Consider the following 14,953-nt stretch of genomic DNA (forward strand, 5'->3'; position numbering starts at 1 on the left):
TAAAATAATCTCATTTAACAATCTTGCTTACAGTATATTAAGCAAGGATTGCGCAAAAAGACATTAGTAATAAAATGATTAAATACACTTTTTCAGGACACGATAGCTTCCATTGCAAAGATCTATGGCTGAAAAAAGGCTATGATTTCGTAAATGCAGAAAAAAACTTCAATGACGACGATGCTGTGGTTGATTTGGGAGTCGGAAAAAACATGGTAACTGCAATAAGATATTGGATAAAAGCCTTTGACGTAGTTGATGATAGTATGAAAATTACTGAATGGGCTGATAGAATTTTTGCAAATAATGGTTATGATCCTTATATTGAAAACATTGGTACTTTATGGATTTTACACTATAAACTATTAAAAACAAGATTAGCATCAATTTATCATTTGACATTTTTCGATTTTCAAAAAGAATACAGAGAATTCACATCAGAGCAATTGTTAGGCTTTATTAAAAGAAATTGTTCGGAAACAGACTTACTATATCCATTTAATGAAAATACAGTAAAAAGAGATATTAATGTTTTCTTACATAATTATGTAAGACCAATGAATGATGGAAAATCTATCGAAGATTTTTCTTCTCTATTAATTGATTTAAATTTGATATATGCATCTAGTACGGAAAACCGACGATTTAGGTTTGGTTATAATACTAAAAGTTATCTTGCTCCTGAAATCGCATTATTTATTATTTTAGATATGTTTGAAGAAGATAAAATAATTGATTTCCATTCTCTATCAAATTTATTTTTTTCACTCTGCATTACATCTGATGAATTGATGCAAATACTAGAGGATATCAAAGAAAAATATCCAGAAGTTATATTTTCTGATGATTCTGGCATAAAGCAAATTCAACTTCGAGCTGCATTTGATAAATGGGAACTTCTTCATGATTATTACAATTTAACAAATAATTAAATGAAATTCACAACATCTATAAATATTGAGAGAGATAAAGAAAGTGTATTTCACTATATACCAACAAGTAATGGAGAAAATGTTGTTAGGCAAATAGTCAATGACTTTAATTCAGGTATCCATTCTTTTAATATTATTGGTTCTTTTGGAACTGGTAAATCTAGCCTTTTGCTAGCTCTACAACATGACTTAAATGCTAAGACTAACTTTCTTATTAAAAACAATGGGCAGTTTAATGGATACAAATTATTTGAATTTGTTAATATTGTTGGGGAGTATCAACAATTAAAAGAGTGTCTTAATTCAAAATTAGGACTTGAGAAATATAACAAAAAAAACTTCTTTGAGGCTTTTGAATGCTTTTATCAAGATATTCTGAAAGAGGATAAATTTCTTTTTATTCTAATTGATGAATTTGGCAAAATATTAGAACATGCAGCAAAAAATAATCCTGAATCTGAATTATATTTCTTGCAAGAGTTTGCAGAATATATAAATAATCCCAAAAAGAATATCGTTTTATTGACAACATTGCATCAATCATTTAATGCATATTCTAATAGGTTAAGTCAAATACAGAGAAATGAATGGGAAAAAGTGAAAGGGCGATTTAAAGAAGTTGTATTTAATGAACCTATTGAACAATTATTGTTTTTGGCCGCCTCAGATATAAACGGAGCAGATGTTTCAAAATTAAATGAGAATCATATTGGTGCTTTATATGAAGAAGCTCTTAAAGCGAAATTTATTGATGGCAGAATATTTTCAAAAGAACTTGCTACTCAACTTTATCCTCTTGACATTTTTGCCGCAAAGACTCTTACATTAGCGATACAAAAATATGGACAAAATGAGAGGTCCTTATTTTCATTTTTAGTTTCTTCTGATTTTAAAGACTTTAATACTAGGGGGCAACTATATAGTTTACCTAAAACTTATGACTATATTGTTAATAATTTCCATAGTCATATCTACGAAACACATAGTGGGTCTGCAAATTGGACTGCAATACAAGTTGCATTAGAAAGAATTGAAGCTTTCTTTGAGAATGAGATTCAAACTGTAAGCCAACTAATCAAAACAATAGGTCTTTTAAATATTTTTGCTCCAAAAGGAAGCTCTTTCGATATAAATTTTCTATCTCAATATGCAAAATTATCATTAGGTATATCAAATGCAAGGAAATTAATAGAAAGGCTAGAAAAAACGAAGATCATAAGATATGCAAAATATAAATCACAATATATTCTTTTTGAAGGTACTGACATTGATATTGAAGCTGAACTTATCAAAGCAGGGTCTATTATTCCTAAGTCTGAAGACTTTGTTACAAAATTAAATAAGCATTTTGATTTTAATATTATTCCAGCTAAGTCTTACCAATATGAGACTGGAGCTCCTCGATACTTTCAATTTATCATTAGCGATATTCCATATGAAAAAGAGCCAAAAGGAGATATTGATGGTTATATAAATTTAATTTTTTCCAAAGATTTAAATACCAATGATGTTCAAAATAAATCTCAAGATATTAATTCTGCTATAATTTATGCTTATTTCAATAACACAGACGCGATACTAAATCAAATATTTGAAATTGATAAATATCTATATGTTTTAGAGAGAGTACTTATTGATAGAGAGGATAAGGTTGCTTTTAGAGAATTTGAGAAAGGATTACAACATGAAGAATCTTTATTGAATCAAATAGTTCTAAATGATTTATTCTCTAATGATGGAACTGTAGATTGGTATTTTAGTGGAGAGAAACTTGATATTTCAAATAAGACAGTTTTCAATAAGAAAATATCAGAAATATGCAATATTATCTATGATGCCACACCTGTATTTAAAAATGAATTAGTAAATAAACATAAGGTTAGTGGCGCCATTTCTCTAGCAAGAAATAATTTACTAATTGCTTTGTTAGAAAATAGTGGCCTCAAAGATCTAGATTTTCCTGATAATAAATTTCCTCCTGAAAAATCTATTTATCTTTCGTTAATAAAGAATATTGGAATACACCGTAATGAAAACGAATATTTCTATTTAGCAGCTCCTATAGAACCTTCGTTTATCCGATTATGGCAACTATGTGAATCTTTTTTAGAAAGTGCGATAGAAAAAAAACGTAATTTAAAAGATTTGATCAATCTACTTCAGGATAAACCGTTTAAATTAAAACAAGGGTTAATTGATTTTTGGATCCCAATTTTCTTAATAATCAAAAAGGAAGATTATGCTTTATATAGTAACGAGACTTATATTCCTAATCTTAATAAAGAAGTATTGGATCTGCTACAAAGGAATCCATCTGATTTTCAGATTAGGACATTCGCTGTTGAAGGAATTAGACTAGATTTGTTTAATAAATATAGAGAAGCGATTAATTTAAAAAGGGAAGATAAAATAGAAGGTTCTTCTTTTATTGAAACAATCAAGCCATTTCTTACATTCTATAACCGTTCTCTAAATGAATATGCAAGGAATACGCATAAGTTGCAAAAGCAATCTATAGACTTTAGAGATGTTTTAGCTAATGCTACCGATCCCGAAAAAACATTTTTTGAAGATCTTCCAAGAGTACTTGGCTATAAAGACATAGATCTAATAGACAACCCTGATTATTTACATAACTTTGTAGACTCTCTTCAAAATTCTATTAGAGAATTAAGAACATGTTATTCAGAATTATTAAACAGAATAGAATCATACTTGTTGAAATCCTTAGGCATAAAAGAGAAGGATTTTGAGCTATACAAAAAAAATATCGAAAAGAGATATCAAAACGTAAAAGAATATCTTTTACCTACAAGACAAAAAGCATTTTATTCCAGGGTAATGGCTCCTTTAAAGGATCGTTCAGCATGGCTTAATTCTATATCATATGTAATAATAAATAAATCATTAGAAAATTTACTTGATAATGAGGAAGAGTATTTATTAGAAAGGCTTACATATTCTTTTTCAGAATTATCAGACTTTGTCGACTTACATAAAAACGCAAATACTGTAGACAGCTTAGCACTCAAAGTCGATATTACAACCTTAAATAAAGGAAAAAGTACCAAACAAATAATTTTACCTGATAATAAAAAAGAAGAAAGTCAAGAATTAGAAGAATTATTAAAGAAATATTTATCTGATGATGACAATGTAAATATATATACACTTTGTCAGATACTAAACAATAAATTAAAGAATGAGTAAAGTTAGACATGTATTAGGTATATCAGGGGGGAAGGATAGTGCTGCCCTGGCTATATATATGAAGAATAAACACTCTGATATTCCAATTGAATATTATAATTCAGATACTGGTTGTGAACTAGAAGAAACAATCGAATTTGTTAAACAATTAAAAGGTTTTTTAGGGCATATTGAAATGCTTGTTGCAGCAAAAGATAGTCCTGAGCCTACTCCTTTTGATCATTTTCTTAAAGCTAATGGAGGATATCTTCCTTCTCCCCAAGCAAGATGGTGCACTCAGAAAATGAAATTAGCAGAATTTGAGGATTTTGTTAAGGATGATTATGCAATTTCCTATGTTGGTATTCGAGGAGATGAACAAAGAGAGGGATATGTGTCTACAAAGTCTAATATTCAATCAATCTTTCCTTTTAGGAAGAATATTTGGAGTTTAGATGTCATTACAAAGGTTTTAAATGATGATAATATCGACCAATTTAGCAAATACTATAAAGAGATTGCTAATAAGAAAACTTTTGATGAGGTAAGAAATATATTATTGCAGCCTCTAACGAAATCTTTCTTTTATTCCAAAAAACTTAATTATTTACTGGACACAAATATTGTATATTTTAATAAAGCTGTTTTTGAATGGTTAAAAACTACTGATTATCCTGTAGGTAAATTAGATTCTTTTCCTTTGGTAGAAAATACTGATAATTTAAATGTTGATGACATAAAAAAAATATTAATTGATAGTGGTATTGGAATGCCAGCATATTATGATCCTATAATGTTTGAAGTTGACGGAGAGGTTGGCTATTATAATAGAAGCAGATCTGGATGTTATTTTTGTTTTTACCAACAAAAGATAGAATGGATTTGGTTATATGAGCAACATCCAAAACTATTTGAACAAGCAATGGAATATGAGAAAAGTGGTTATACTTGGATACAAGGGGAACGTTTAAGTGATCTTATTCATCCAGAGAGAATAAGGCAAATAAAATTAGACTTTATTAAACGCTCGAAGCAAATTTCTTCAAAGAAAAAGGATTCACGCCTTGTAAATATGTTCGAGGATGACAACATAAATTGTGCTAATTGTTTTATCTAATACTTAAAGTTATTATGTCCGTTATTAATATTGAAAGTGCCTTTAATACAGAAAATAGGAGTGTAGATGACTTCTTTAATCAAACAGGTCAAGGATTATATATTCCATTTTACCAACGAGAATATAGTTGGGATCAAGATAATATAGAACAATTACTAGAAGATATTTCAAAAGGAGTTCTTCGTGTAATTGATGATAAAAGCAGTAATAACAAAGAGATAAGATTTCTTGGTACAATAATAATACTTCAAGAGGCTAATAAAGAGAAAATATATCCCGTTGATAAGCAAGCTGTCCCTTCAAAGATTGACTTATTAATAGATGGGCAGCAAAGATTATCTACAATTTCTGTTATTGGAACTTTATTAACGAAACATTTGGTGGAAATTCTTTCGAAGATGAAAGAATCAAATATATTATATGGAGACCTGAAGGAAATTTGCGAATATTGGATAACTCAAAAACTATTGCATACATTTAGTTTTGATCTAGGAAGAGGCAAACCTAAAATAAAACCTAAGATTATTAGGGGTGCAATGGACTATTGGGTTCGAGAAGGAAATTTAGAAAAAGCATATAAATCGGATTTAGCTAGTTATCTTGGTAATTTCATTGAAGATTATACTAAATTTGAAAGTACTGGAAATATTTTTGGTTCAATAAAAAGAAATCAATTTGGGAAGATCTTAAGCCAAAATATTATACAGATTGATCGTTGGCTAAAAAATGTAGTTAGAACTGCCCATCTTCAAAAATCTGATGATTTTTCTGTTGCATGGGATATCTTAGATTCCTTCAAACAAGATAGTTTATGGAGTTTTGAAAGAGAACATCTCGCAGACAAAATAAAAACAAAAGATTTTTCAAGTAATAAATCTGATTCATATATTTTGTGTGAATTAGTGCAAGTTCTAACTGTGTGCCATTATCTCTTAGACCGTTGTTGTTTTACAATAATACAACCAACTGATGAAGATTGGGCTTTTGACATGTTTCAGTCTTTAAATGCAACAGGAACTCCATTAACAGCAATAGAAACATTTAAGCCTTTAGTTGTAAATGATACTGTTGAAAACGAGAAAGACTTTAAAGACTCCTCTAATGATTTAAGTTTCAGGGAAATTGATAATTTATTCAAGGATAATAATACAGCCCAACAAAAAAATAAACGGACTAATGAATTTTTGACTTCTTTTTTTGTTGCCTATTCAGGCCAATCCATATCTTCTCATTTCTCATACCAAAGGAAAATTTTGATGGATAGTTATAAGAAATGTAACATTTTCGACAAACGAAGCTCGTTTATTCATTTCTTAGGTGATTATGCTAATTTCTATAAAAATATTTGGATAGACTATAGCAATGATTCAACTGTTTCTATAGATTTTTTGAAAAACCATGAAGAAGGAGAACTGGCTTCTGTTTTATTACTGTTTTTAAGAACAACTGGTCACAAAATGTCTATAACTGTTTTAGGGAGTGCCTTCAAAGATGTTATTAGAAATCACTACTCAGTAGATAGTGTAAACAATTTTGTTAACATAATAAAAGCAATCACTGCATACTATTGTATTTGGAGGTCTTCTTATCCTAACTCAGGTCTAGATTCAACATATCGAGAGTTTTTTAAAGAGAAAAATAAGAATTGGGATTATAATGACACATTATACTCTCAAGAATTAAGAAAACATTTCATTAATTCTTTAAAGAATCGAGGAATAGAAGATTTTAGTACATGGAGTAATCGAGCTATTAATTTTTTTAGATATGATGAAGCCGGTAAGGTTTTGTGTCGATTAGCAATACTAATTGCAGCACATGACACTATTGAGGATGAAAATGAACATGGATTGATGAAAATAGCAAGAGCAAATACAAGTGATTTTTTATCTCTCAAAAAATGGAATAGTTTGGACTCCGTTGAACATATAGCTCCACAAAAAAATACAGACAAGGAATGGGATTCTGAATTATATGATGAACCTTCTTTATTATATCAATCCATTGGAAATTTAACATTACTTCCCCAAAGAATAAACTCTTCCGCAGGCAACAAAAATTGGAAAACCAAACGTCTTTATTTTGAAGCCATCGTTCAAAAAGATCAAAATAAATTAGACCAACTTCTAGCCGAAGAAACTGGATTATCTACTAATTCTATTGAGATAATAAGAGATGCAGAATACAATGAGCATTTGAAACCTCTAACTATGGTTAAAGAGGATGTTGGATGGAATGCAACTCTAATTAAAAAAAGAAATCAACGCATTATCGAAATATTCTGGCAAAGAATTTCTAACTGGCTATACTAATTAGAGTTTTTTACAAAAAATTCATTTTGTAAGATGAAGTAAAACTTGAATTTATGAAAAGAATTTATTATTTTTGAACATATAAAGAATATAGCCAACTCCAAGCCAAAAGTGGTATGCTGAGAGACAAATGATAACATTCCTAAATCATTACTAAAGAATAAATGTTATCATATAATTAATTGACAATATACTGTTTAGAGTAAGAAATAAACGACCCCTCCGGAGTCACGAGAACAATAAAGCTCTTGTAAATGCTTCATTTACAAGAGCTTGTTGTTTACATTTCAAGGGACAGAACCTATCAGGGAATATTTGTTAAATAACTGCAATTCAATACTATAAATTATTTTATTCTCTTTAAAGTAGATTGAACTATCTATAATCCGTTACTAAATCATTACTGAAGACTTTACTGTTTGTCTGTAATATTTTTGATTTCGAATGTCAAGTGAAAAACTATTATTTGGAATATTTTGGGTTTTACTTCTATTTCATAATTTTCATTAATTGAGGTTTTACAGAATATATAAATACCATCTTTGGCGATTCTAAGGGTATTATTTTAATGTTCCTATTGAAAATAAATATAGGACTGTGTGTTTGATTAAAATTTACTGAGTTCGGACAAAGGTCTTTTTATCTATACCAACTCCAGTTATTGTCAGTTTTTTCCAATGCTTAGGTAGTACAGATCTTACTTGATTAATGTTTCCTGCTTCGTCAATATCCAAACCTCCAAACCCCATCATCACAGCTTGTAAGACGCCTCCGGCACCTGTCGCAAAATAAGGATTTGTACCACCTTTACATTCAGCAATCACTCTGAAAGGAGGATTGAGATTGGGTTGATAAGCATCTTTGAACCAGTGATAAGCCTGATCACTATCACCCAGACGACTATACAGCAATGAAAATATTGCTTGCGTCATAGCCGGAGTATCAGAATGAGGTACTTTGGTTTGGTAGAAGTTCAAGTCTCGTGTTATTTGTTCTTTATCAGTAATAATCTTCAGCGGATATGCCAAAAGATTCACATCTGCTTGTTTAATATTCTGATCTGTATAGCTATCATGTTCTCTTGTTACTCCATTATTCATTGTTGAAATTGGGATTTTACTCGCAATCAAATTCCACTCCTCAGGTGCGGCAATTCCAAGCACAGATGCACTTTTAGATGCATATTGCAAATTTCGGATAGCAGTACCATTGGTATAAGCATTATTATTAATATTTTCAGCCCATTCATCTGCTGCAACAACATTCTTAATCTCGTATTCCCCTTTATCATTTTTTTCCACACGGCTAACCCAAAATTCAGCTGTTGCTTTTAATATTGGCCAACCTTTCACTTTTAACCATTCTTTGTCTCCTGTAACAAGATAATATTGCCACGCAGCAATAGCGACATCTCCTGTGATATGATGTTCGAATGCTCCTGTCAGGGCATTAACAGGGGTTTCTTCAAATCCCGAATCGGCACTTTCCCAAGGATACATTGCACCATCGTATCCATACAAAGCCGCCTTTTTACATGCGGCATCCAACCTTTGAAAACGGTATTCAATCATGCTTTTTGCTATTTCGGGATGAAGGAGCAACATCGGAGGATACATCCATATTTCTGTATCCCAGAATACATGACCGTTATATCCCAATCCACTCAATCCCATAGGTGATGGAGATAAAGCAGTATTTTTGCGAGTAAATGAATAAAGATGATAAAGCATGCTTCTCACATCTTGTTGTGCCTGAGCATCTCCTTCTATCTGAATATCACTTTCCCACAATTTCTCCCATTCTTTTAGATGTCTGTCTAAAAGCCTTGACTTTCCTTCCAATGCAGCGTAGATAGTCATTCGTTCCGCTTCGTTGTAAGGGTCTTTTGTCTGATCTGATGATATCAAGCTGCCAATTAATGCAAAAGAATATTTCTGGCCTGCTTTTAGGTTTTTCTCGAAAGACATGGCATGCATATCCGTATCGTTCATTCGGTGCATGAGTTGAGGCTGATCGTTTTTGCCTTCTTCGAAAAGAAATGTATTTGAAACAGCGATCTTTGATTTTTTTGTAGGAGTATAGGCTACCGATGTCAACAAAGGTATATTAACATGCGAGTTTGTTATACTTTGGAAATAATGCTGTTGATTATTGAGTGAGGCCGGTGTTTCTAATAGATTTTCTACATTGATGTTCACATCTTTCTGTGTCTCGATTTCTACAACCATCATTACATAATGAGGAAGATGGCGCAACGCATAGTATGAATAGGTTACAAATACAAAATCTTTATATTGAAATGATCCGCTAAATGCTCCATTGCGCATATTCAACTCTTGCCTGAAATTGTTGATGTTATAAGAAGCTACAGACTCACCATTGAAAGCAAGTCTCATATTTAACATATTGTAATTTGGGATAAAATTGCTGACCCTCCCGCGTTTATATACATCGTACACACCCGCTAATACAACCTCCTTTACCCTCAATGGCTCGGGCGATGATATTATCCCGATAACGCCATTAGCGACAGTTTCTCCATAATAATTGCTCGGATCGGGCTGATCTGCCGAAAGTATCCATGGATTCTAGCTATACAAATTATTACTGATAGATAACATCAAAAGAGAGAGGACGAAATAAAATATATGTATTTTCATTTTACTTAGTTTTATATATTTATGAAAAAGATCGTTGCTATTTAAGCAAATAGTAACGATCTTCAATAAAAATTTAGATACTTAAATCTTTCTTAATTCATTAAAGTTTCTTTAATCCTTTTATCTGGGCCCTGTCAGTTACAGGATAGATGCTTATCGCCATACCTCCTCCCGGAGCACAATATTGTGATAATTTAGAATTACTGTTTACTACAACTTTGCGGATATGATATGCTTGTGGATTTGTCTTGTAATGCGCGTCTTTGTCATCAGCGTAAATAGTGGCAATATATGTTTTGCCATTTTCCAGAAAATCAAAGTTGACAATACTATTTCTTCCCGTTTCGCCATTCGTATTTCCTACAAACCATTTGTCTGTACCTTTAGCTTTACGGGCAACGGTCACATAGTCTCCCGGTTCTGCTTCAAGGTATTTCGACTTATCCCAGTCTAGAGCCACATCTTTTATGAATTGAAACGCATCCATATACTTTTCATAGGTTTCAGGGAAATCACAAGCCATTTGAAGCGGACTAGACATAGTTACATATAAAGACAGCTGGTTTACCAATGTTGTGTTTACCCATGATTTGTTATTCGGGTTATATTTACTAATATCATTTTCAAAAGCCCCCGGAGTATAATCCATCGGGCCACCTATTAAACGAGTAAAAGGAAGTACAGTTGTATGGTTTGGTTTACTTCCGCCAAAGGCTTGGTATTCCGTTCCACGAGCCGATTCGTTTCCTATTAAGTTTGGCCATGTACGGCAAACTCCTGTTGGACGTACAGCCTCATGCGCATTTACCATGATCTTGTATTCAGCAGCTTTCTCAATGGCATACTGATAGTGATTGTTGATCCATTGACTATAGTGATTCTCTCCTCGAGGGATGATATCTCCTACATAACCACTTTTTACGGCAGGATAATCATATTTGTTCATCAATTTATATGCATCATCCATAAAACGTTCATAGTTGCGGATAGATGCAGATGTTTCATGATGCATAATCATTTTGACACCTTTATTCTTCGCATAACGGTGTATATCTTCAATATCAAAATCCGGATATGGAGTTTGAAAGTCAAACACAAAATCTTTGGAATGTCCGAACCAATCTTCCCATCCGATATTCCATCCTTCGACCAAGACCCCGTCAAATCCATGTTGTGCAGCAAAATCAATATATTTCTTCACGTTGCTCGTAGTTGCTCCATGACGTCCGTGTGGTTTAGCTTTGCTATAATCTGTTTTGCCAATCTGTATACTAGGAAAATCGTTGGTATACGACCAATCGCTCTTACCAGTAATCATTTCCCACCATACCCCAACGTATTTCATGGGTTTGATCCATGATGTATCTTTTATTTTACATGGTTCATTCAGATTCAATGTGATATTAGAAGCCAGAATATCGCGAGCATCGTCACTAACAATAATTGTACGCCAAGGTGTAGAACAAGGAGCTTGTAAATGCCCTTTTGTTCCATTTGCATCAGGTGTTAACCAAGATTGGAAGACGAAGTTTTTATCATCCAGATTCAGGTGCATACACGCATAATTGATCAATGCCGCTTCATGTAAATTAATATAAATGCCATCAGATGTTTTCAATTGTAAAGAAGTCTGCACTCCTGTATTGGAAAATCCTGTTTGTGAAAGATTATCCGTTCTTGCAGATTCCTGAAGATGACGAATTTCTGATAACTGGGATTTTGTATAATCATATTCTTGGGTATCATAATCGCCCGGAATCCACCATGCTGTATGATCATCAGTCATAGCAAATTGAGTCAATTCCTCTTTCACCGCAAAATAAGTAAGCTTTTTTTGTTCTGGAAATTCATAACGGAATCCTAATCCATCATCAAATAAACGGAAACGAAGAATCATTATTCGCTCTGTATCTTTTTGTGTCAGGCTAACAATCATTTCGTTATAATGGTTACGGATGTCTTTTGATTCACCCCACACCGGTTGCCATGTTTCGTCAAATGAAGCGTTATTCACATTTACAACACTAAAATTATCGTAGAAAGAGGGTTTATCCCCAAAAGATTCTAATCCTAACTTACTAGGGTTTATTACTTTTTTCCCTTTATAGTTCAGTTCATATGTTGGCTCACCTTTTTCTGTGATAGAAAATTTCATCTCAAAATTTCCTGAAGGAGATTTGAATGTCTGAGCTATAGCTGTTACAGCTATTAAGTAAAAACTTAATAGTGAAAGTATTTTTTTCATCCTTTACTTATTAATTTATTGATATTTTAATTTTGTTACGTTTATCCGGAACTTTTACCCAACATTCTTTAGAATCTTCGTTCCACGACCACTCTATTGATGAAAAGTCTTTCTCTAGCTTATTTGTGAGTTGATTTTCTTCTATTATCGTAGCAGTTTTACCATCTATGACTACATTGTTAGGTTTACATTCCAAATGGTATGTGAGAATGATATTCCGCTTGTTCGATTGCACAAATCCATTGTCATTTGGAGTAATTACAGTTTCATAGCTATTGGTTAATGTTGTAGAGGTAAATTGTGTTTTAGAAGATATATCTTTTAAGTAATCCAGATTTTCACCTTCGTCTTCATAAAGTTCGAAAGAAGTACTTTCATCTTCATAATTCGGGAAGATATGAACAAATAACGGGTAATCTTTTTTCTCGTGTATATATTGCATAACAGGCATCATGGGAATAATAGAACCTTTTTTTACGAAAATAGGAATTGTATTCAACGGTGCACGATAGGTAATGGTTTGCCCACCCAGATAGGCTGTTTTTTTATCATTAAAATCTATCCATTCTCCATCAGGAAGGTATATACGTTTTACACGTTCACCCTTTTTCAGCACAGGAGCGACTAATAATTCCTGTCCGAAAATAAATTGGTTATCAATTTTTATTGCTTCCTCGTCATTCGGATACTCCATAAACAAACCTCTTGTTATAGGCAACCCAGTATCGTGTGCTATGCGTGAATAAGTATACAAATAGGGGAATAGTTGATATTTCAACTCTATAGCCGCTTTTGTATTCTTTTCCACTACATCACCGAACATCCAAGGTTCTACAGCATTGTCTCCCTCATGATGTGCACGGCTCAACGGGCAAAATACTCCGAATTGCATCCATCGGGTATATAGCTCTCCCATAGCATTATAATCGGTAATATCACCACAATATCCCGAGATATCTGTTGTCCAGAAAGGAATACCGCCTAATCCGGCAGAAACTCCTACTGCTACCTGATTTTCAAGTTGCCCCCAACCTTCCAATACATCATTGCCGTTACCACTGTCGTTCGTCCATCCGAAAGTATAACGCTGTAATCCTGCATAAGCAGAGCGTGTCATCTGAAAGATTCGCTTGTTAGGATTTCGTTTTTCAAACTGTTCTTTTACTACTTTATCCCAAGTAAGGCCATACACATTATGTATCTCATCATGCATACCTATGTGGTGTTTCATATTCAGGCGGTCAATATCTTCTTCGTTGCTCCAAGCTGGTTCGCCCATATCTGTCCAGAAACCGCTTATCCCATCGTCGATAGGTTTTTGCTGGTAGGTACCCCACCAGTCAGCTACTTCAGGGATTGTAAAATCTACCACACCACAGTTTCCTCCCCAGGGCCAAGGCATATCGTAGGATTTTCCGTTACGGATATCTTTTACAAAATAACCTGATTTATCGGCTTCTTTCCATTGTTTATCATTCGCCTGTGACACTACAGGATCTTGCGACACAATCATCTTAAAGCCCTGCTCTTTCAATGTTTTCAACATTCCTTTCGGGTCGGTATAGTTTCCCTTACGCCACTCGAAATCCTGTAAATATTGAGTCCATCCTATATCCTGATAGATTATATCGCAAGGAATCTGACGCTTACGAAACTCGGCTGCTACTTCCAATGCCTGAGCCTCTTTGGTGTATAAGCCACGGCTCTGTGCAAAACCTAATGCCCATTTAGGAGGCATGATAGGTTTACCAGTCAGGTCGATGTATTGCTCTTGTATGTCTTTATAATCTTTTCCAAATATGAAATAGTAAATAAAAGCCCCATCCGGTGCTTCAAATGAGTAGTACTCATCAGATTCCGTTCCGAACTTAAATTCGGTTTTATATGTATTATCCAGAAATATTCCATAACGGTAACTACTCATAAAAAATGGAATACTTTTAGCCAACGGATCTTCCATTACGCTGTAACAAGGTCGGTCGCTATTCCACATTTTATAAGAACGTCCGCGACGGTTCAATGGTCCTGTCTTTTCTCCAAGGCCAAAAAACTGCTCATCATTGCGCAAAATTTTATAAGCTTTTACTGCTTTTGAATCGGCTATATGTCCTTTCTCTTTAAAATCGCTAAAAAGCAACTTCTGCCATTTATCGAATATTTGCAACTGCATCGGATTCTTATTAATCCGGATGCGTAGCTTAGATGTGAATATCTCGTAGCAGGAGGGCTCGTCATTAACATTCACCTCTCCAATATCTTCCAGATTTTCATTAACAATGGCAAATGATTCATTACTTCTTATAAATTTTCCAGATTGATCGAACCATACTTTGACTACCGAACTGCTATTGATTGTCAATGATAATTTCGAACCGTCTTTACAGTTAAATATGACCTGATTGCCATTCTTCGTATAGGAGATACATTCTCCGGCAATCAATGTTGCCGAAGAAAATATCAATCCCATGATAAATAACCAAACTTTCTTTATCATAATA

At 33.1% G+C, this 14,953-nt stretch carries 7 protein-coding genes; 4 read left to right on the plus strand and 3 right to left on the minus strand.

All coding sequences use genetic code 11. The features are described from left to right. Positions 1 to 74 precede the first annotated feature (74 nt). From HMPREF9456_RS03800 to HMPREF9456_RS03815, 4 genes are read left to right on the plus strand one after another with little or no spacing between them, the layout of a single operon-like run. Positions 75 to 932 carry a DUF4007 family protein gene (locus HMPREF9456_RS03800; protein WP_006842140.1) on the plus strand — a complete coding sequence of 286 codons (858 nt, stop codon included), beginning with the start codon at positions 75 to 77 and terminating at the stop codon, positions 930 to 932. Continuing rightward, positions 933 to 4,142 carry a DNA/RNA helicase domain-containing protein gene (locus HMPREF9456_RS03805; protein ID WP_006842141.1) on the plus strand — a complete coding sequence of 1,070 codons (3,210 nt, stop codon included), beginning with the start codon at positions 933 to 935 and terminating at the stop codon, positions 4,140 to 4,142. It abuts the gene before it with no gap. Continuing rightward, positions 4,135 to 5,238 carry a phosphoadenosine phosphosulfate reductase domain-containing protein gene (locus tag HMPREF9456_RS03810; protein WP_006842142.1) on the plus strand — a complete coding sequence of 368 codons (1,104 nt, stop codon included), beginning with the start codon at positions 4,135 to 4,137 and terminating at the stop codon, positions 5,236 to 5,238. Before HMPREF9456_RS03805 ends, HMPREF9456_RS03810 begins: the two co-directional genes overlap by 8 nt. Positions 5,239 to 5,252: 14 nt before the next feature. Continuing rightward, positions 5,253 to 7,550 (plus strand): DUF262 domain-containing protein, encoded by a 2,298-nt coding sequence (locus HMPREF9456_RS03815; RefSeq protein ID WP_006842143.1) that lies wholly within the window; start codon positions 5,253 to 5,255, stop codon positions 7,548 to 7,550. Positions 7,551 to 8,164: 614 nt separating this feature from the next. Here the strand turns inward: HMPREF9456_RS03815 and HMPREF9456_RS03820 are convergent. From HMPREF9456_RS03820 to HMPREF9456_RS03830, 3 genes are all read right to left on the minus strand, one after another. Then, a complete protein-coding gene (locus tag HMPREF9456_RS03820) occupies positions 8,165 to 10,129 on the minus strand; it encodes a kojibiose hydrolase (protein ID WP_262485342.1) in 1,965 nt (654 codons plus the stop codon). Positions 10,130 to 10,310: 181 nt separating this feature from the next. Beyond that, positions 10,311 to 12,455, minus strand: a complete 2,145-nt coding sequence (locus tag HMPREF9456_RS03825; protein WP_006842145.1) for a glycoside hydrolase family 97 protein — start codon at positions 12,453 to 12,455, stop codon at positions 10,311 to 10,313. Positions 12,456 to 12,465: 10 nt separating this feature from the next. After that, entirely contained in the window at positions 12,466 to 14,949 is a 2,484-nt protein-coding gene (locus HMPREF9456_RS03830) for a glycoside hydrolase family 31 protein (protein ID WP_006842146.1), read from the minus strand. Positions 14,950 to 14,953 lie beyond the last annotated feature (4 nt).

Source organism: Dysgonomonas mossii DSM 22836 (assembly GCF_000213575.1).
Classification (GTDB): domain Bacteria; phylum Bacteroidota; class Bacteroidia; order Bacteroidales; family Dysgonomonadaceae; genus Dysgonomonas; species Dysgonomonas mossii.

Bases quoted from the DNA above. Each gene is read 5' to 3' on its own strand.
- HMPREF9456_RS03800 (WP_006842140.1), top strand. From the start codon at position 75: ATGATTAAATACACTTTTTCAGGACACGATAGCTTCCATTGCAAAGAT.
- HMPREF9456_RS03825 (WP_006842145.1), bottom strand. From the start codon at position 12,455: ATGAAAAAAATACTTTCACTATTAAGTTTTTACTTAATAGCTGTAACA.
- HMPREF9456_RS03830 (WP_006842146.1), bottom strand. From the start codon at position 14,949: ATGATAAAGAAAGTTTGGTTATTTATCATGGGATTGATATTTTCTTCG.
- HMPREF9456_RS03815 (WP_006842143.1), top strand. From the start codon at position 5,253: ATGTCCGTTATTAATATTGAAAGTGCCTTTAATACAGAAAATAGGAGT.
- HMPREF9456_RS03810 (WP_006842142.1), top strand. From the start codon at position 4,135: ATGAGTAAAGTTAGACATGTATTAGGTATATCAGGGGGGAAGGATAGT.
- HMPREF9456_RS03805 (WP_006842141.1), top strand. From the start codon at position 933: ATGAAATTCACAACATCTATAAATATTGAGAGAGATAAAGAAAGTGTA.